Source organism: Streptomyces sp. NPDC028298 (assembly GCF_055565895.1).
This window is the reverse complement of sequence record NZ_JBVHTL010000003.1, coordinates 527,743-546,225: the sequence shown is the minus strand read 5'-3', so window position 1 is coordinate 546,225 and position 18,483 is coordinate 527,743. Positions and strand designations below refer to the sequence as shown.

Below are 18,483 nucleotides of genomic sequence, written 5' to 3'. Positions count from 1 at the left end.
GGCGTGGCCGCCCGTGATTCCCGCGTGGAGGCGCCCCGGCTGACCACGGCCGAGTTCGACGCCCTGTACCGGCGGCTGGCGTCCGGCGCCTCGTGGGCGGCCGGCGCGCGGGGTGCGCTCGCCGCCCTGACGCCGGATCGGGTGACGTCGGCGGCACGGGAGATACGGACCGGGAGGACCGTCACCCTGGCGGCCCCGGTGGAGACGTCGACGGGACCCGACAGCCCGGATCCCGCCCGGCACACCATGCGCGCCTGGTCCGACGCGTCCGACGACCAGGGGCTGCACTTCGCGCGGGACAGCTTCGCGATGAACGTGCACGGGGACACCGACAGCCACCTCGACGCCCTGTGTCACGTGATCTACCGCGGCACCCTGCACGGGGGTGTGGACGCGAGCAGTGTCACGGCGGACGGCGCGACGGCGCTGACGGTCGGGGCGCTCGCGGACGGGATCGTGGGCCGTGGCGTGCTGCTGGACATCCCACGGCTGCGGGGCGTGCCCTGGCTGGAACCCGGCGAGCACGTGAGCGCCGACGACCTCGCCGCCGCCGAGCGGTCCCAGGACACCCGGGTCGGGGAGGGCGACCTGCTGTTCGTACGGGTGGGTCACCGCAAACGCCGCGCCGAGGCCGGTCCCTGGCACACGGCGGAGGCCAGGGCGGGCCTGCACCCAAACGCTCTGGAGTTCCTGGCCGAGCGGCGGGTCGCGGTCCTGGGCAGCGACGGCAACAACGACACCGCCCCGAGTGCGGTGGACGGCGTGGACTTCCCCGTGCACGTGCTGGCGATGCACGCGATGGGCGTCCACCTCCTCGACTATCTGCAGTTCGAGGATCTGGTGCCGGTCTGCGCGGCCGAGGGGCGCTGGTCGTTCCTCTGCGTCGTGGCCCCGCTGCGGCTTCCCGCCGCCACCGGCTCCCCCGTCAACCCGATCGCCGTTCTGTGAGGGCGCCGTATGGGCAACCCCGGTCAGGAACCCGCGATCGTCGTGGTCATGGGGGTGTCGGGGTGCGGGAAGTCCTCGACGGGGATCCTGCTGGCCGAGCGGCTCGGGGTGCCCTTCCTGGAGGCGGACGATCTGCACCCGGCGGCGAACCGCGCCAAGATGGCCGCCGGCCGGCCGCTCACCGACGAGGACCGCCGCCCCTGGCTGACGGCCGTCGACGAGTGGATCGAGGAGGCGACGGCCTCCCGCACGGGTGGGGTCGTGGCCTGCTCGGCGCTCAGGTACCGGTACCGGCAGATGTTCCGCAGGGCGGGGACCCGCGTATGGCTGCTGCATCTCGCACTCGACGAGGCGACGGCCCTCCGGAGGGTCGCGCGGCGCAGCGGACACTTCATGCCCGCCGCCCTGGTGGACTCCCAGTACGCGGAGTTGGAGCCGCTGCGCCCGGACGAACCGGGCCTGACCGTCGACGCCGAGAACTCCCGTCAGTGGATCGTCGACCAGGCGGAGGCCGCTCTGCACCGGGTCGGATGGGCGGGGGGACCGTGCCGGCGAGAGCCCGGGTGAGCCCGCTTCCCGACGCCTGTTCGCCAGGGGCCGGGGGTGGAGGTGCCAAGGAGCCGGGGAGGTGGAAGCGCCGGGGTGCTGGGGGTGGAAGCGCCCGATAAAATCGGATGCGTATCCGATCACATCCAATAGGGGCTTTTGGGCGATTCCAGCCGTGGGGGGCCGAGATCCGGACAGAGAAGGCCAACGACTCCACGGACGGGGCGGTTCATGACCGGCGACCAGCACTACGACGTCATCGTCATCGGCACCGGAGCGGGCGGCGGCACTCTCGCGCATCGCCTGGCACCCAGCGGCAAACGCGTGCTGATCCTCGAACGCGGCGGCTACCTGCCCAGGGAGCGGGACAACTGGGACTCCACAGCGGTCTTCGTCCAAGGCAAGTACCGCGCACCGGAGTTCTGGTACGACAAGCACGGCAACGAGTTCCCGCCGGAGGTCAACTACTACGTCGGCGGCAACACCAAGTTCTACGGCGCCGCGCTCTTCCGGCTGCGCCCCGGCGACTTCGGCGAGGTGCGCCACCACGACGGGCTGTCCCCGGCCTGGCCGATCGGCTACGAGGACCTGGAGCCGTACTACACACAGGCCGAGCACCTCTACCGCGTGCACGGGCGCCACGGAGAGGACATGACCGCGGGCCCGGCCGGCGAGCAGTACCCCTACCCGCCCGTCGAACACGAACCGCGGATCCAACAGCTCAGCGACGACCTGGAGAAGCAGGGGCTGCACCCCTTCCACCTGCCGATCGGGGTCGACCTCACCCAGGACGGGCAGGGCCGGGCCACGCACGCCAGTGCCTGCATCCGCTGCGACCGGGTCGACGGGTTCCCGTGTCTGCTGGGCGCGAAGTCCGACGCGCAGGTGATCTGCGTCGACCCCGCGCTCGGACACCCCAACGTCACGATGGTGACCCATGCCGACGTCCGCCGGCTGGAGACCGACGCGTCCGGGCAGACGGTCACCGGCGTGGTCGCGGACCTCGGGGACGGGACCACGGAGACGTTCACCGCGGACATCGTGGTCGTCGCCTGCGGTGCGGTGAACTCCGCGGTCCTGCTGCTGCGTTCGGCCAACGACCGGCATCCGGCGGGCCTGGCCAACAGCTCCGGCGTCGTGGGCCGGCACTACATGCGCCACAACAACCTGGCGCTGATGGCCGTGTCGAAGGAACCGAACCCCACCAGGTTCCAGAAGACCCTGGCCCTCAACGACTGGTACTTCGGCGCGGACGACTGGGAGTTCCCGCTCGGCGGCATCCAGATGCTCGGCAAGTCGGACGCCGACCAGATCCACGGCGAGGCGCCGCGCTGGGCCGGCAAGGTCTCCCCCGACATGCCGTTCGAGGTCCTCGCGCACCACGCGGTCGACTTCTGGCTGTGCGGGGAGGACCTGCCGCTGCCGGAGAGCCGGGTCACCCTGGACAAGGACGGCGGCATCCACCTCGCCCTGGACGAGAAGAACAACATCGCGGGCCTCAAGCGGCTTCAGCACAAGTTGCAGGGAATGCTGGGGCACTTGGGGATGCATCCGCACCGTCTGCTGTCCCACAGCATCTATCTGCACAAGGGGATGCCGATCGGGGCGACGGCCCACCAGGCCGGCACCGTGCGCTTCGGGACCGATCCGGCGAGCTCGGCCCTGGACGTCGACTGCAAGGCCCACGACCTGGACAACCTCTACGTCGTGGACACGTCGTTCTTCCCCAGCATCGGCGCGGTCAACCCGTCGCTGACCGCCATCGCCAACGCCCAGCGCGTCGGCGACCACTTGATCGAACGGCTGGGCTGAGGGCGAGCGGCCGGCCCGCGCGGCGGAGCGTCGATGCTCCGCCGCGCCGGCCGGCCCGCGTCACACGTTGTCCCCGGGAAGCCCCGCGGCGCGGGTGTCGGCGTCGGTCAGCGGCTCCAACTCGCCTTGTGTGTCGAGCCGGTAGACCAGCACCAGCGCGGGGCCGATCAGCACGACCGCAATGATCGCCACGATGGCCAGCCAGCGCAGTGTGTGCGCGGCCCCGGCCCCGTCGGCCACCGTCAGCGTGGTCGGCAGCAGATAGGGGCGCTGGGCGAAGCCCCAGGCCACAATGGCCAGGGCCACGGTGGCGACCGCGGTGTGCCGTGACCAGCGGTGGGAACGGACCAGCAGGAGCGCCACCGTCGCCACGCCGGCACAGGCCGCCAGGATCACCATGAGCAGGCCAAGACCCCGCGTCATCCCGTGCCAGACGTACGAGGCGTCGTGGTGGGTGACCGGCAGGGCGATCGCGGCCAGCACCACCACCGCGCCGAACGCGAGCAGGGCCCGCAGCCGGAAATAGTCGACGAGGTCGTCCGCGCCGAACCGGCGCGCGTCCGCGACCAGGAAGACGGCGCCGAGGAAGGCGGTGGCCGCGACGGCGAGCAGACCCGCGAGGATCGACGTCGGGTTGGCCCAGACGTGCGCGGTGGCGGGCGTGCCCACCGCGACCCGGCCCGAGGCGACACCGCCGAGGACCGAGCCGAGGAAGTACGGCGTGAGGAGGGAGGCGACGGCGAACACCGCCCCGTAGACGCGCCGTCGGGCCAGGCGCCTGCTCGGCTTGCGCAGGGCGAAGCCCGCACCGCGCAGCACCGTGCCGACAGCCGCGAGGGCCAACGGCAGCCACAGAGCGGTGAACACGGCCTGGAACATCGTCGGGAAGCCGGTCCACATCAGGACGAGCACGAAGATCAGCCAGACGTTGTTGACCTCCCACACGGGCGCCATGGCGTGGTCGATCAGCCAGCGTGGCCGCTTGCCCCGGTCGGCACCGCCCGCCAACAGATCCCAGAACCCCGCTCCGTAGTCGGTGCCCCCACCGCACGCGTAGGCGGCGATCACCACGACCAGTACCCAGGCGATGGCATCGGCGATCATCGCTCACCCCCCGTGGACCCGTCGGACGGTCCCTTGCCCGGCCCGCCGCCGGAGGGAGCCCCGGCGGTCGCGGCGTCGGCCGGGTGTCTGGGCCCGTACGGGGTGTCGGCCTCGGGCTCCAGCACCGAGGCCGAGGAGGTCGCGGCCTCGTCGGCCACGCGCCAGCGGTCGCGCATCTTGAGCAGGACCGCCAGGAACGAGCCGAAGGCCGCGACGTACACCACGATGACGACCCCGAGCACGGCCCAGATCCCCCCGGCCGCGGTGTGGGTGACGGCCTCGGACACCCGCATGTGGTTGTAGACGATCCAGGGCTGGCGGCCGACCTCCGTGGCGATCCAGCCGCATTCGACGGTCACCAGGCAGGCCACGCCCGCCACCGCGGCGCAGCGCAGGAACCAGCGGTTGTCGGGCATGTCCCGGCGGCGCCACCACAGCCACGCGTACCACAGGGCCAGCAGGATCAGCACGCTGCCGATGAGCGCCATGATGTCGAAGCAGAAGTGGACGAGGGTCGCCTGGGCCGCGGTCGGCCGGTCCGCCGGCAGTACCGAGGTCAGTCCGGTCACCTTGGTGTCGGGTCTGAACCCGGCCAGGATCGAGTCCAGTTGGGGGATCTTGATGCCGCCGGAGATGGACCCGTCGGAGTGCAGCCGGCCGAAGATGTACTCGGGCACGTGCGTGTCGGTCTTCCAGACGATCTCCATGGCCGCGAACTTCACCGGCTGCTTCTGGAACACCGAACGGGCGGCGGAGTCCCCGAGGAAGAACTGGATCGGCGTCAGGATCGCGGCGATGGTGAACGGCACCATGAAGCCCAGCTTGTGGTACCGGTCGCGGCGGCCCCGCAGCCAGCCGACCGCGTACACACTCGCGACCACGTAACCGGCCGTCAGGAACATCGCCACCACGAAGTGCCAGTACTCGGTGCCGAAGATCGGGGTGAAGACGGCCTTCCGCACGTCGACGTCCGTCGGGTTGCCCTGGGCGTCGAGGCTGAACCCCTGCGGGGTGTTCATCCACGAGTTGGCGGCGATGATCCCGAAGGCCCCCATCATGGCGGCCAGCGGCAGCGGTACGGCCAGCCAGAAGTGGGTCCACGGCTTGAGGCGGCGCCAGCCGTAGAGGTAGATGGCGATCATGATGGCTTCGAGGAAGAACGCCCAGGCCTCCACGCCGAAGCCCAGACCGAACACGTCACCCCAGCGCCCCATCATGCCCGGCCACAGCAGGCCGAACTCGAAGGACAGCACGGTGCCCGTGACGACACCGATGGCGAACTGCACCGCCATCACCGCCGACCAGCGCCGGGCGAGCTGCATCGCCACCGGATCGTCGCGGCGCAGGCCCCGGTAGTGCATGACCAGCGTGATGAAGGGCAGGGCCACCCCGAAGGGGACGAGCAGGATGTGCGAGGCCAGGGTGAAGGCCATCAACTCACGTGAGGGCAGGAGCTGGGCCGGTGTACCGGCGGCCAGGTGCGCTGCGGTGCTGAGCATAGGTGCCTCGGTGATCCTCACCCGCCTCGGCGGGGAACGCAGGGACAGGACGATGACGGCGCGGACCCCCGGCCCGGTCAGGGCCCGCGCAGCGCCGCGGTGACGCCGGGCGGCTCGGCGGGCCCGGTGCCGGGCACGGTGAAGGCCCGCTCCCGTCGCGCACCGGAGGCGAAGACCACGGACCAGCTCAGGACCGCGCCCAGCCTGCTGCGGAACCCCGTCAGGAAGGCGATGTGGATGAACAGCCACGCCAGCCAGCCGCCGACGCCCGACAGGTGCACGGGCCCGGCCTTGACGACGGCCCGTCCGCGCGAGATGTAGGCCGCGCTGCCCAGGTCCCTGTACCGGAAGGGCTTCGGCTCCTTCGTCCGGCCCTCCACCGCGTGACGCACGGCCCGTCCCGCGTAGGCACCGGACTGCATGGCGACCTCGGCCAGACCGGGCAGGTGGTCGAGGGCCATCACGTCGCCGACCACGCGGATCTCCGGATGGCCGGGAAGGGTCAGATCGGGTTCGACGGCGATACGGCCGGCCCGGTCCTGCTCCGCGCCCGTGGCCCGCGCCAGGGCGGCGACGATGGGCGGGGCCTCGACGCCGGCCGTCCACAGCACGGTCCGCGCGGGGTGCCGTGTGGTCGTGCCGTCCCGCTCCTTCACCGTCAGGCCCTGCTCGTCGAGGTCGGTGACCCGCGTGCCCAGATGGAGTTCCACGCCCAGATCGCCGAGGGCGCGGGCCGCCCGCCCCGCCAGACGGTCCCCGAAGGGTGCCAGCACCTGGTCGGACCCCTCGAAGAGCAGCACCCGGGCCTGGAGGGGATCGATGGTCCGGAACTCCCGGTCCAGGGTGTGGCCGGCGATCTCCCGGATCTGGCCCGCCAGTTCCACGCCGGTCGGCCCGCCGCCGACCAGGGCGAAGGTGAGCCAGTGCCGCCGGTCCCGCGCGTCGGTGGCCGACTCGGCCATCTCGAAGGCGCGGTAGATCCTGCGGCGCACCTCCAGGGCGTCCTCCAGCGTCTTCATGCCCGGGGCGTGCGCCGCGAACTCGTCGTGCCCGAAGTAGGACTGGCGCATGCCCACCGCGACGATCAGGTCGTCGTACGGGACGACGAGGCTGCCGCCCTCCGGCCGCCGGGCGTGGACGGCGCGCCCCTTGACGTCCACGTCGGTCGCGTCGGCGAGCAGGCAGCGCACGTTCGCGTGACGGCGCAGGACCGCCCGCAACGGTTGCGCGATCTGGCCCTCCGACAGGATCCCGGCCGCGCACTGGTACAGCAGCGGCTGGAAGAGGTGATGCGCCCGGCGGTCGATCAGTGTCACCGCGACCGGTGACCGGCGCAGGGCCCGCGCGGCGAACAGCCCGGCGAACCCGCCCCCGATGATCACCACCCGGCGGGGCGTCACATGGTCTTCCACGAGGCCTCAGCCGCCGGTGGCGAAGCCGGGGAAGAGGGTCATCCCGCCGTCGACGTACAAGGTCGTGCCGACGACGTAGTCGAGCAGGTCGGACACCATCGCGACGACGGCGTCGGCGATGTCCTCGGGGTCGCCGACCCGGCGGTACGGGATGAGCTTGAGGAGTTCGGCCTCGGCCTCGGGGGTGTCCCAGGCGGCGGTGTTGATCGGGGTGCGGATGGCACCCGGCGCGACCGCGTTCACGCGGATGTGGTGCGGGGCGAGCTCCTGGGCCAGGGTCTGCATCATCATGCCGACGCCGCCCTTGGAGGAGGCGTAGTTCACGTGGCCCGACCACGGGACGATCTGGTGGACCGAGCTCATGCAGACGATCTTGCCCGCCGCACGGGACACCTCCGGGACGACACCGCGCCGCATGAACTCCTTGACGGCCTCCCGCGCGCAAAGGAACTGCCCGGTCAGGTTGACGTCGATGACCTTCTGCCACTGGGCCAGCGTCATGTCCACGAGCGAGGAGTCCCGCTGGAGCCCGGCGTTGGCCACCATGATGTCGATGGTCCCGAACTCCCGCACGATCCGGGCGACCATCTCGACGACCTGGTCCTCGTCGGACACGTCGGCCTCATGGGCGTAGGCGTTGACCCCGAAGCCCTTGATCTCCTCGACGACCTTCTCGGCCTCGTCGGCTCCGACGACGTAGTTGACCACGACGTCCGCCCCGGCCCGGCCCAGGGCGATGGCGGTCGCCTTGCCGATACCCGAGTTCGCGCCCGTCACCAGGGCCTTCTGCCCTCGCAGAAGCCGTGCGACCAACGGCGTACCGCTTTCTACGACACTTCCTGCCACCAGGATCCTCCTCGCTCGATTCCCACCCGCACCCGCCCCCACCGGCCGGCGGGAAGGCCTCGCGGAAGACGCCAGAATTCGGTGGCCAGCAAAATGCATCGGCCCCGTGAGCGGCTGCCCGACGCGCGCGGCCGGGTCCCTTCGACCGCCGATGTCACTCCGGTGGCTCAGGCGGATCGCGACGTCATGGGCGGCCGGTGGCAGGCCGGGCGCCGGAGCCGCCAGGCCGCGTGGGCGGCGCACCGTCGCCGCGTCAAGGCGGCGTGCCGGGCGGCGCTCGCGGCACCGGGTGCATCGAAGCGTTCCCGCCGGAGTCGGCAAGATGTGATCTGAACCACACGGTGAAATTGAGCGTGCAATTTCACGTTCGCGCAAAGCGGGTTGGAATTCCTTCTTTTCTGTCAAAAAGGCAGCTCGTCGCGGGTGGCGCGCCAGGCGCGCGAGGTGGCGCGGTGTGGCGTTGCGCTGCAGCAAAGCGCGCCTCCCCGTCCAGGTGGGCGGAAAGCCGCCCGGTGTCGGAACGATCTGCTCGGAGGCCTGCACGTTTACCGGCTCTGGTGGGCTTATCTGTTTTCCAGAGCAACGATGCTTCAGGTGCCTGCCCGCCCGACGGGGGACGGTGCGGTCACGCCACCGCCTGAAACGAAGGAAGACATTCACTGTGGACTACGACGTAGCCGGCTTCTCGCTGGCCTTCGCCGCCGCGGCGCGGTCTTTCGCGCCCGACGTGTGGTTCTTAGTGCGGCGCCTCCTGGGCGCCGGTGTACGCCTCGGCGCACAGGCCCTGGTCGAACAGCAGCCTCCCTCCCCTGCAGCCCAGCCCGACACGGCCTCCCTGGACGAGGGAGGCCGCCGGTGACCATCCAGCAGCCCGATCCGGCAGGACACACGATCGACAGTCGCACCCCTCAGATGCCGGCCGACTTCTGGGACTTCCACGCCCGCTACGACCGAGCCTGCCTGGAATACAGCCGCATCCACCTCGGCGACGCGGCGACCGCCCGCCGGCTGGTCGACGCCACGTTCCTCTACCTGTCCACCATCTGGCCCCGGCTCCAGTCCATGCCGGACCGCGGGTCGTACGCCTGGGCCCTGTTCAAACAACGCGTGCACGGCGAGCTCGCGGCCCTGGGCCGCAGCCCCGCCACCACCGAGACCCTGGCCTTCGCCCGGGCCATGCGCGCGGCCACCGAACCCCTCCTGGCCTCCTTCCGGGACTCCTTCCACGCCGAGCACGCGGACGAGATCGCCGAACTGGAGGAAGGACTGGGTCTCTACCGGCACATGGCGCGTCTGAGCGAGCGCCAGTTCGACGTCGTCGTCCTGCGCAACGCGCTCGGCTTCAGCACCGCGGACACCGCCCTGATCATGGGCATCAGCGAAGCCACCGTGCGCTCGACGCATCGCACGGCCAGGGCACGGCTCGCCGCCGCCATGGGATACCGCACCGACGACACCCGCGAGACGGACAAGGAGTGAGCGGCCTGTGAACCGCACCCCGCGCAGCATCGACGAGGCTCTGCGCCGCGCCCGCGTCTTCAAGGGCGAGTACACCGGCGCCGACCTCGACACCGCCCGGCACCGTCTTGCCCGGCACCTCCACGAGCTGCGCTGGGTGCAGTTCCTGAGCGCCGTCCCGCACGGCGGCCGGCGGGCCCGACCGCTCCCGGCCGCCCTGCACGAACGGGCCGCGTACGACCTGCGCCTGCTGTGCCGTGGCACGGTCCGTCACCGCGGCGCCGCCGCCCGCATCACGGCCTTCGACATGAGCCGCGATCCCGACGGCGCTCTCACCTTCGCGAGTCTGCTCTATCTCGCCGACCAGGAGGAAGGAGCGCAGTTCTGGTGGCACTTCGCGGCGGGCGCCGGCAACGTGACGGCGGCGTTGTGCCTCTACCTCACCCATCTCCGGCACGGCGACATGCGTGACGCCACCCACTGGGCCGGCCAGATCCACCGCCTCAACAGCCTCGGCTGGAACACGTACACACCCGTCCCCCATCACGCCGACCTTCACCGCCGTGCGGCCTCGGCGACCCCCTCCATCACGTACACACTGCCGCCTCCCGGCCCCGACGTCCGCGAACACACCCTCAAGGACGCCGTCGACGGCCTGCACACCCCGCACAACGGCGACCTCGGCCCCGTCCCCCAGCCCATCCCGGCCCTCGCCGAACACTGGACCCACCTGGTCCACGGGGCACTCTGACGGACACCGTCACCGGCAGGCCACCAGGTGCCACCGCCCGCGAACCGCCTGTCCACACATACCTGTCGGCTCACACCGGCCATGGGAGGGTAGTCGATCACGGAACGCCCCGTCCGGGAGCGGCGTGTGCCGGCGCATCCACAAGCTGTACGGGAGGAGACCGCCCATGGTGACGAGCCGAGCCGATGCCCGGACCCGGCATCCCAGGCACGAGCGCCGCGGCGAGGCCCGGCTGCCGGGAGTGGTCGCCACCCTCGTCGCCATCGCCCTGTACGTGGGCCTGCCGCAGCAACTCCTGGTCGCGCCACGCTATGTGCTGCCCGCTCTGGAGCTGCTTCTCCTGGTGCCGCTCATCGCGATCAATCCCAAGAGGCTCACCCGCCAGACGGCCACCTTCCGGTTCCTCTCGCTGGCGCTCGTCCTGCTCATCGTGGCCAGCAACCTCACCGCGCTCGGCATCCTCATCCATGAGTTGGTGCACGCCGATGTGAAGGACGGCCGATCCCTGTTGGTGGCCGCTCTGCAGGTGTGGCTCACCAACATCATCGCCTTCGGCCTCACCTACTGGGAGCTGGACCGCGGCGGCCCCGTGGTACGCACACAGGCCCCGCGCGGCGAACTCCCCCTGGCCGACTTCCGGTTCTCGCAGGACGAGAACGACGACGCGGTCGAGGAGGTCGCCGACGGCTCCAGCGGCACCTCAGACTGGGTCCCCACGCTCGTGGACTACCTGTACATCTCCGTCACGAATTCCACGGCCTTCAGCCCGACCGACACGATGCCCCTGACGACGCGCGCGAAGCTGCTGATGAGCGTCGAGAGCATCGCGGCCCTCCTGACATCTCTCCTCGTCATCGCTCGCGCCGTCAGCATCCTCCACTGACGACACCGGCACTTCCAGCCATCCGGGCATCTCCACGCGTCGGAATGTGTCGGGCTCCGAACGCTGGGAACCCGGCCTCACGAGGAAACGTCACCGCATTCGATGACACCTCGACAGATCCGTGGTTCGACCGCGGATTCAACGAATTTCGATGAGGGAGTCTTTCTTCATGAGTGACGGCATCTGGGGCTACCAGCCGACCACCGGCCACATCGCGGGCACCGACCTGATCGGATACAAGGTCGAGGCCACCGACGGCAGCATCGGGAAGGTCGACAAGCACTCGGACGAGGTCGACTCCTCCTACCTCGTCGTCGACACCGGCGTATGGATCTTCGGCAAGCATGTCCTGCTTCCGGCGGGCACGGTGCAGTCCGTCGACCAGGACGAGCGGAAGATCTACGTCGCGCTCACCAAGGACCAGGTCAAGAACTCTCCCGAGTTCGTCCAGGACAAGCACATCGGCGACGCCGACTATCACGAGCGGGTCGGCGGCTACTACACGAACCTGCGCATGATCTGACCTCACGGCATCGGCGCGCGAGGGGCGGGTGGTGAACGGACTTCCTCTGTTCGCCACCCGCCTTCTCGCATAACACCCGTTCGCATAACGCCGTTTCGCATAACGCTGTTTCACACAAAGCCGTTTCGCACAAAGCCGTTTCGCGTAACGCCCCTTCGCATGCCGCCACTTCGCGTACGGCGAGCCCGCCGGTCAGTCGGCTCCGGACGCCGGGGGATCGGGTGGACGGAGGCGGGCGGCGAAGACGATGATGTCGTCGTCGGGGTCCTCCCCGAAGGTGTCCACCAGGTGCGCGCACAACGCCTCGGGCTCCCGGGGCCCTTCCGCCACGACAGCGCTCAGCAGATCGAGGCGTTCGTTGAGATCGGTGTCGCGGGTCTCGACGAGCCCGTCGGTGATCATGACGAGCCTGCTGCCCGGTTCGACGGGATGGCTGACGGCCACGGGCTGCGGCAGGCCCAGGCCCAGGAGCGGGCCGTGTTCCCTCAGATAGCGGGGCGTCCCACCGGGCCCCAGGAGCAGGGGTGGCAGGTGACCGGCGTTGGCGACGTGCAGGCGCGCGTGGTCGGCGTCGACCAGGACGATGCACACGGTGGCGGTCCAACCGGGCTGGTGCAGACCCAGCAGATGGTCCAGGTGCTGCAGCAGGACGTGCGGGGGCAGGTTCTGGGCCGCGTAGGCGCGCAGGGCGTGGCGGATCTCGCCCATGACCATGGCGGCCTGGAGTGAGTGGCCGACGACGTCCCCGACGGCGAGGAGCAGACCCTGCGGGGTGGCGACCGCCTCGTAGAAGTCGCCGCCGATCTCCGTCGTGGCGGCGGCGGGGAGATAGCGCACCGCGAGTTCCGCCCCGGGGCTCTGGGGCAGGCTCGCGGGAAGGAAGGTGCGCTGGAGGGCCAGGGCGAGTTCGTGCTCCTGTCCGAAGCGCTCCACGACGTCCTTGTGCTCGACGGTCAGCTCCGCGTAGAGGGCCATCACCCCGGCGTTGGTCTCGGTCAGTTCCTCGTTGAGGCGTTCCAGTTCGTCGCGTTGGGCGTGGGCTTCCTGAAGTGCGTTGATCAGGTCGCGGGACTGTGCCTGCAGGTCGTCGATCGCGCTGGCGGGGCCGTCCGACTCCAGGAGGGAGAGGACCTGTTCCACCTTCAGGTCCCGGGCGGCGAGCTCGGGGATGTGGCAGACGATCTCTATCCGGCCGCCGCCCGAGTGGTCCGGGGGTCCGGGGGCCGGCTCGTGACGGGTCTGCGGCAGCAGCCGGGTGACGGCGGTCAGCGATTCGCCGCTGGGCGCGCGGTCGTCGCGCCACTGCAGGAGTGTGCGGAGCGCGGCGGGCTCCTGCTGCAGGCTGAACACGGCGGTCATCGCGGCGGGGCGCAGCAGATCGCGTCCCAGCTCGCTCACCGCCGTGGCCAGGCGCACCTGGTCGCGGTCGTCCAGGCCGACGGCCGAGGCGATGGTCTTGGCGTGGCGGCGCAGGGCGAAGATGTCGTGCTCGGTGCTGAGCGGCGTCACCAGCAGGGCACTGGCGCCCGCCGTGTACTGGTGGGCGCGTGGGGCGGGTACGTTCACCGGGCGGCCTTGGCGATCACCGCGCTGGCGTCGTCGCGGCGCGTTCCGGCCTGGCGCATCAGCGCGGCGGCGATCAACGCGGGCGGGTGGTGGAGCAGGCCCGCCAGGTCGTTGTGGGTCCAGCGTTCACTGAGGCCGTCGGAGTGCATCACCAGGATCCCGTGTCGAGGCAAGTGGTGCTCGTACGTGCGCAGTTGGTGCATCTGGTGACCGGTGATGCCCGGGTGGGAGAGCAACGTGCTGCGGCTGGTGCTGGTGACCAGGGCGGCGGTGATGTTCCCGACGCCGCAGAACAGCAGGCGGCCGTCCGGCTCCAGGCGCGCGATGGCCACCGCCGCGCCGCGTGTTCCGCGCAGAGCGCGGTGCACCTGCTCCATGGCCCCTTCCGGGGTGCGGGCGGTTCCCGTCCTGAAGGCGTGGACGGCCGCCTGGGCGGCCACGGCGGCCATCGGTCCGTGGCCCAGCCCGTCGCAGGACATGATCAGTACGCCGGTGCCGGGCCCGGCGACGGCGGCGCGCACCGCCGTCGGACGACCTGAGCGGCCGGGGCCCGCGAAGGAGCCCCGGGTCGTCGCTGTCCGCGGGTGAGGGGTGGCCGGGCGGACACCGGTCAGGGCCGACCAGCCGACGGCGCCGGACGCGGGCGGACCCGCCACCTTCTCGGTGGGCGGGACGAAGAGCTGCTCGCCGGTGTCCGTGCGGGCGGTCCAGGCGTCGCCGCAGACCTGCTCGCCGCCGATGGGCCGGGTGACGCCTCCCACCGCGGGTTCTCCGGCCACCGAAGGGTGTGCGGGACGCGGCCAGAAACGGGCGAGTTGTACGGTGCCCACGCCGGGCTGGGAGTGGATGTGGAAGGAGTCGGCGAGGCGCCGGACCGCGCCGAGGCCGATGCCGAGGGTGCCGGTCGTCGACATGCCGTCCTGCAGGGCCGCCGGCACGTCGGCGATTCCCGGGCCGCCGTCCACCGCCAGCACCTCCACCCCGGCGATGTCCTCGTTGCGTACGACGCGCAGCAGCAGGGAGCCGTCGACGGCGTGCTTGGCGATGTTGCCCGCCAGTTCGGCCACCGCCAGCACGAGCTGGGAACTGCGCTGCTCCCCCAGGCCGATACGTCGGCCCAGGGCGGCGGCCGCACCTCGGGCGGCCTCCGGCTGGTCGCGGAACCAGGCCACGTCCTCGCAGTCGAGCAACCGCGCGACGTCCACGGCCGTCACCGCGCCCACTTGGTGACGGTCACCGTGGTCCCCTGTCCGGCGACGGTCTCCAGGACGAAGTCGTCGACCAGTCGTTTGGAACCGGACAGCCCCAGGCCCATGCCGGCGCCGGAGGTCCAGCCGTCGGTCAGGGCCAGGTCCACGTCGGGGATGCCGGGCCCCTGGTCGCTGAAGACCAGGCGCACGCCGCGCCGGCCGCGTTCCTCCACCAGGCCGGCGGTCATCGTGCCGCCGCCTCCGTGGATGAGGGTGTTGCGGGCCAGCTCACTCGCGGCGGTGATCAGCTTCGTCTGCTCGACCAGGGAGAAACGGCATTCCTGCGCCAGGGCGCGCACCCGCTGGCGGGCCTGCACCACGCCGGCGTTGGCGGTGATCTCCAGCGTCTCCGAGGCGCTGGAGGCCCCGTTCACAGGCCTGCCGCGGCATCCGGCACGATGCCGTCGGATCCGGGACCGGCCGCGACGTCGGGATCGGACTCCTCGAGGGACTGGGCGCGGGCCTGTCGCAGCAGGCGCAGCCCCTTGTCCAGGGTCAGGGCGGTCCGTACGCCGCCCAGGGACAGGCCGAGTTCGACCAGGGTGATGGCGACGGCCGGGCGCATCCCCACCACGACGGTCTGCGCGTCCAGCAGACGCGAGATGGAGGCGATGGTCGCCAGCATCCGGCCCACGAAGGAGTCGACGATGTCCACCGCGGTGATGTCGATGACCACACCGTGGGCGCTCGTCTCGACGACCTTGGCGGCCAGGTCGTCCTGAAGGAGCATCACCGACTGGTCGTCGAGGTCCGTCTGGATCGACACCAGCAGGACCTGTCCGATCTGCAGGACCGGAACGCGCTCGGTCACCGAGCACCGGCCGGGGGTGCCGTGCGCGAGAGCGTGACACCGGAGCGGCGCAGCGCGTGCCGCAGGGCATCGGCCAGGGTGGCCTTGGTGACGATGTCACCGAAGTTGATCCCCAGCGCCACGATCGTCTGCGCGATCTGCGGACGGATGCCGGAGATCGTGCACTCGGCGCCCATCAGCCGGGCCGCCACGACGGTCTTCAGCAGGTGCTGGGCGACCTCGGTGTCCACCGCCGGCACACCGGTGATGTCGATGATGGCCTGCTCGGCACCCGTGTCGATCAGGGCCTGGAGCATCTTCTCCATCACGACCATCGTGCGCGCCGAGTCCAGGGTCCCGACCAGCGGAACGCCGATCACCCCGTCCCACAGCTTCACGACCGGCGTGGACAGCTCCAGCAACTGCTCGGCCTGCGCCGATATCAGTTCCTCGCGCGTACGCGTGTAGACCTCGATCGTGAACAGGCCCAGGGTGTCCAGCAGCGCGGAGAACTTCAGGTACGCCTGCAGGTCGCTGTCGTCGCCGGACGGGGACGGCTCCAGGACCTCCTTGAGCGCGAACACGCTCACCGCGGTCTCGGTGGGGGTGAAGCCCTGGTGCGCGCGGTTGCGCGACAGTTCGGTCAGGAGCGCCCGGACCTCGCCGAATGCCTCCCCCCGCCCGTCCAGGCTGCCGTCGGCGAGCGCGGCCACCAATGCCGTGTAGATCTCCTGCAGTTCCCGCTGGACCTCGGCGCGGCTCACCCGCCCGCCGAGGGAACCGGTGACCTTGTCCGCCCATTCGGCGCCGAGATCCTCACCTCGGACCGTGAGCAGACCGACCAAACGATTCGATACGCCTTCACCAGCCACGGAGCACATCCTTCTTCGCAGGAGGCCAGGCGGCCTGTTCGGAACCTTAGGTCATCTGAGTGACCTGCGGACCTTGTCCTAAAACAGTGATGTGCGACACGCCGAAGCCGGCCGAGGCCCTTGATCCGGCGCCACCGGTGGCAGCGGTTCCCGGGCCGCGTGCCAGGCGGCGGGGAGGGCGGCGACGCCCGTACGAGCGGCGATCACCCCGCCCGCGACGGCGCAGGTCGTGTCGATGTCGCCGCGTCCGGCGACCGTGAGCCACAGGCCCTCGTGCAGGTCGTCGAGGTGGCCCGCCGCGCACCACAGGGCGTACGGGACGGTGTCGGGCCCGGACATCCGGTAGCCGGAGCCCAGGACCTCCGCGGCGTGCCGGACCGAGGTGTGCTCCGGCATCCGGGCCGCGATCCGCACCCCCGACCGGACGTCGCTGTCGGGGAGTCGTTCGGCGACGGCCCGCAGGAAGTCCGGACGTGCCGGGGCGGGGCCACCGCGGCTGCGTGTCGCCAGCGCCGCGGCGAGGGCGACCGCCACTCCCGCGGTGATCGCCTCCGGGTGGTGGTGCGAGACCTCGCTCTGCCGGGCGGCCTGCTCGGCGACGACGTCGAGGTCGACGGCGTGCCACGCGCCGAGCGGGGCGGCGCGCATGGCCGCGCCGTTGCCCCAGGAGCCCTGGCCGCCGAACTGCCCGGCGACCACGTCCCTCCAGGGCTCGCCCGCGCCGATCCGGCGGAGCACGTCGTGCATCGAGGCTCCGTAGCCGCGGTGCGTGTCCTCGGCGTAGGCCTCCGCGAGGCTCAGGGCGAGGCGGTCCTGGTCCAACGTGCCGTCTCCCGCGGCGAGTTCGCGTACGAGGACGATCGCCTGGGCCGTGTCGTCGCTCCACTGCCACAGCGACTCCGGGGGTGGCGTCCGCGCCTCCAGGGCCGCCGTACCGTCCTGGCGCAGGATGCGGAACCAGCGGTCACCGAAGGCGTCGCCGAAGGCGAGCCCCTGCAACGAATCCAGCGCGGCTGGGGGAACGTCGATCATCGGAGCAGTATCACAGCGCGAGGACGCTCCGGCCCACCGCTTTGGCCGCGGACGTGCCCCCCCCCCGCTCGGAGGTCAGGGCGTGACGAGGACCTTCAGTGCCTCGCGTTCGTTCATGGCTCGGTAGCCGTCGGCGATGTTCTCCAGGTCGACGGTGCGGTCGAAGACGCGGCCGGGGCGGATGGAGCCGTCGAGGATGTGCGGCATGAGTTCCTCGATGTAGGCGCGGGCGGGTGCGACTCCGCCGGTGAGGGTGATGTTGCGCAGGAAGTCGCCGAAGCCGAAGGGGACTTCGGGGTACTGGGGTGCGCCGACCCGGCTGATCGTGCCGCCGTCGCGGACCACGCCGAAGCTCTGGGCGAGGGCGTCCTTGAGCCCGACGCATTCGAGGACCTTGCGGGTGCCCTCGCCACCGGTCAGGTCGCGTACCCGGGCGACGCCCTCGTCCCCGCGTTCGGCGACCACGTCGGTGGCGCCGAACGCGCGGCCCAGGTCGGTGCGTACGCGGTGGCGGCCCATGAGAACGATGCGTTCGGCCCCGAGCAGCTTCGCGCTGATGACGGCGGCCAGGCCGACGGCACCGTCGCCGACCACGGTGACGCTGTCCCCTCGGGTGACGCCGGCGGTGCGCGCCGCGTGGTAGCCGGTGCACAGGACGTCGGACAGGGTCAGCAGGTCCGGCAGCAGACCGGAGTCCTCGCCGACCGGCAGTCGCACCAGGGTGCCGTCGGCCTGCGGGACACGGGCGGCCTGGCCCTGGCCGCCGTCGACGCCGCGCACGCCCCACTGGCCGCCGTGCCGGCAGGAGGTGTGCAGGCCCTCACGGCAGTAGGCGCAGGTGTTGTCGCTGTAGACGAACGGGGCCACCACCACGTCGCCGGGCTTCAGGCCGGTGACCGCCGAGCCGGTCTCCTCTACCACGCCGAGGAATTCGTGGCCCATGTGGCGGGGGTCGTCGGTGGGCGGCAGCGACTTGTAGGGCCACAGGTCGCTGCCGCAGACGCAGGACAGGACGATCCGCACGACCGCGTCGGTGGGGTTCTGGATCTTCGGGTCGGCGACGTCCTCGACTCGGACGTCGTCGGCCCCGTACAGCAGGGTGGCTTGCATCGGCGCGGCTCCTCAAAGGGGGTGGGCAGGGTTCGGTCTAGGCGGCGGTGGAACGTGCCGGCCGCCTGGTCGGCGGGTTCG

19 protein-coding genes are annotated in these 18,483 nt (G+C 71.2%); 8 read left to right on the top strand and 11 right to left on the bottom strand.

Going from position 1 to position 18,483, the window contains the following annotated elements:
- Window positions 1-3: 3 nt before the first annotated feature.
- From ACZ4TO_RS17575 to ACZ4TO_RS17565, 3 genes are all read left to right on the top strand, one after another.
- The gene (locus ACZ4TO_RS17575; RefSeq protein WP_468024624.1) at window positions 4-948 is read left to right on the top strand and encodes a cyclase family protein; all 945 of its coding nucleotides are present in this window, start codon (window positions 4-6) and stop codon (window positions 946-948) included.
- Window positions 949-957: 9 nt separating this feature from the next.
- On the top strand, window positions 958-1,515 hold the full coding sequence (locus ACZ4TO_RS17570; protein ID WP_468024623.1) for a gluconokinase: 558 nt from the start codon (window positions 958-960) through the stop codon (window positions 1,513-1,515).
- 210 nt (window positions 1,516-1,725) lie between these two features.
- Entirely contained in the window at window positions 1,726-3,306 is a 1,581-nt protein-coding gene (locus tag ACZ4TO_RS17565) for a GMC oxidoreductase (RefSeq protein ID WP_468024622.1), read from the top strand.
- A 60-nt stretch (window positions 3,307-3,366) separates the two neighbouring features.
- Here the strand turns inward: ACZ4TO_RS17565 and ACZ4TO_RS17560 are convergent, their stop codons facing one another.
- The 4 genes from ACZ4TO_RS17560 to ACZ4TO_RS17545 all read right to left on the bottom strand — a co-directional run bounded on the left by ACZ4TO_RS17560 (window position 3,367) and on the right by ACZ4TO_RS17545 (window position 8,167).
- Complete coding sequence (locus ACZ4TO_RS17560) at window positions 3,367-4,410, bottom strand: cytochrome d ubiquinol oxidase subunit II (RefSeq protein WP_385043931.1); 1,044 nt, start codon at window positions 4,408-4,410, stop codon at window positions 3,367-3,369.
- Window positions 4,407-5,909 carry a cytochrome ubiquinol oxidase subunit I gene (locus ACZ4TO_RS17555; protein WP_468024621.1) on the bottom strand — a complete coding sequence of 501 codons (1,503 nt, stop codon included), beginning with the start codon at window positions 5,907-5,909 and terminating at the stop codon, window positions 4,407-4,409. The genes ACZ4TO_RS17560 and ACZ4TO_RS17555 overlap by 4 nt, the downstream gene beginning before the upstream one ends.
- A gap of 77 nt (window positions 5,910-5,986) precedes the next feature.
- Entirely contained in the window at window positions 5,987-7,321 is a 1,335-nt protein-coding gene (locus ACZ4TO_RS17550) for an NAD(P)/FAD-dependent oxidoreductase (protein WP_382786213.1), read from the bottom strand.
- A 6-nt stretch (window positions 7,322-7,327) separates the two neighbouring features.
- Window positions 7,328-8,167 (bottom strand): SDR family oxidoreductase, encoded by an 840-nt coding sequence (locus ACZ4TO_RS17545; protein WP_382786216.1) that lies wholly within the window; start codon window positions 8,165-8,167, stop codon window positions 7,328-7,330.
- Window positions 8,168-8,828: 661 nt separating this feature from the next.
- Between ACZ4TO_RS17545 and ACZ4TO_RS17540 the strand changes: the two genes are divergently transcribed.
- From ACZ4TO_RS17540 to ACZ4TO_RS17520, 5 genes are all read left to right on the top strand, one after another.
- Window positions 8,829-9,026 (top strand): hypothetical protein, encoded by a 198-nt coding sequence (locus ACZ4TO_RS17540; RefSeq protein WP_468024620.1) that lies wholly within the window; start codon window positions 8,829-8,831, stop codon window positions 9,024-9,026.
- Window positions 9,023-9,646 carry an RNA polymerase sigma factor gene (locus ACZ4TO_RS17535; protein WP_382786222.1) on the top strand — a complete coding sequence of 208 codons (624 nt, stop codon included), beginning with the start codon at window positions 9,023-9,025 and terminating at the stop codon, window positions 9,644-9,646. The genes ACZ4TO_RS17540 and ACZ4TO_RS17535 overlap by 4 nt, the downstream gene beginning before the upstream one ends.
- A gap of 7 nt (window positions 9,647-9,653) precedes the next feature.
- On the top strand, window positions 9,654-10,376 hold the full coding sequence (locus ACZ4TO_RS17530) for a hypothetical protein (protein ID WP_468024619.1): 723 nt from the start codon (window positions 9,654-9,656) through the stop codon (window positions 10,374-10,376).
- A gap of 166 nt (window positions 10,377-10,542) precedes the next feature.
- On the top strand, window positions 10,543-11,259 hold the full coding sequence (locus ACZ4TO_RS17525) for a hypothetical protein (RefSeq protein ID WP_468024618.1): 717 nt from the start codon (window positions 10,543-10,545) through the stop codon (window positions 11,257-11,259).
- A 169-nt stretch (window positions 11,260-11,428) separates the two neighbouring features.
- Window positions 11,429-11,782, top strand: coding sequence for a PRC-barrel domain-containing protein (locus ACZ4TO_RS17520; protein ID WP_382786228.1), 354 nt, complete (start codon window positions 11,429-11,431; stop codon window positions 11,780-11,782).
- A gap of 192 nt (window positions 11,783-11,974) precedes the next feature.
- On the opposite strand, the gene ACZ4TO_RS17515 is transcribed toward ACZ4TO_RS17520, so the two are convergent.
- The 7 genes from ACZ4TO_RS17515 to ACZ4TO_RS17485 all read right to left on the bottom strand — a co-directional run bounded on the left by ACZ4TO_RS17515 (window position 11,975) and on the right by ACZ4TO_RS17485 (window position 18,402).
- On the bottom strand, window positions 11,975-13,348 hold the full coding sequence (locus ACZ4TO_RS17515) for a PP2C family protein-serine/threonine phosphatase (protein WP_468024617.1): 1,374 nt from the start codon (window positions 13,346-13,348) through the stop codon (window positions 11,975-11,977).
- Complete coding sequence (locus ACZ4TO_RS17510) at window positions 13,345-14,571, bottom strand: ATP-binding protein (protein ID WP_468024616.1); 1,227 nt, start codon at window positions 14,569-14,571, stop codon at window positions 13,345-13,347. Before ACZ4TO_RS17510 ends, ACZ4TO_RS17515 begins: the two co-directional genes overlap by 4 nt.
- Window positions 14,559-14,972 carry an anti-sigma regulatory factor gene (locus tag ACZ4TO_RS17505; protein WP_382786235.1) on the bottom strand — a complete coding sequence of 138 codons (414 nt, stop codon included), beginning with the start codon at window positions 14,970-14,972 and terminating at the stop codon, window positions 14,559-14,561. The genes ACZ4TO_RS17510 and ACZ4TO_RS17505 overlap by 13 nt, the downstream gene beginning before the upstream one ends.
- Window positions 14,969-15,409, bottom strand: coding sequence for an STAS domain-containing protein (locus ACZ4TO_RS17500; RefSeq protein WP_468024615.1), 441 nt, complete (start codon window positions 15,407-15,409; stop codon window positions 14,969-14,971). Before ACZ4TO_RS17500 ends, ACZ4TO_RS17505 begins: the two co-directional genes overlap by 4 nt.
- Window positions 15,406-16,269, bottom strand: a complete 864-nt coding sequence (locus tag ACZ4TO_RS17495) for an STAS domain-containing protein (protein WP_382786240.1) — start codon at window positions 16,267-16,269, stop codon at window positions 15,406-15,408. Before ACZ4TO_RS17495 ends, ACZ4TO_RS17500 begins: the two co-directional genes overlap by 4 nt.
- A gap of 69 nt (window positions 16,270-16,338) precedes the next feature.
- A complete protein-coding gene (locus tag ACZ4TO_RS17490; RefSeq protein ID WP_468024614.1) occupies window positions 16,339-17,292 on the bottom strand; it encodes an ADP-ribosylglycohydrolase family protein in 954 nt (317 codons plus the stop codon).
- A 75-nt stretch (window positions 17,293-17,367) separates the two neighbouring features.
- Entirely contained in the window at window positions 17,368-18,402 is a 1,035-nt protein-coding gene (locus ACZ4TO_RS17485; protein WP_468024613.1) for a zinc-dependent alcohol dehydrogenase family protein, read from the bottom strand.
- Between the last annotated feature and the right edge of the window lie 81 nt (window positions 18,403-18,483).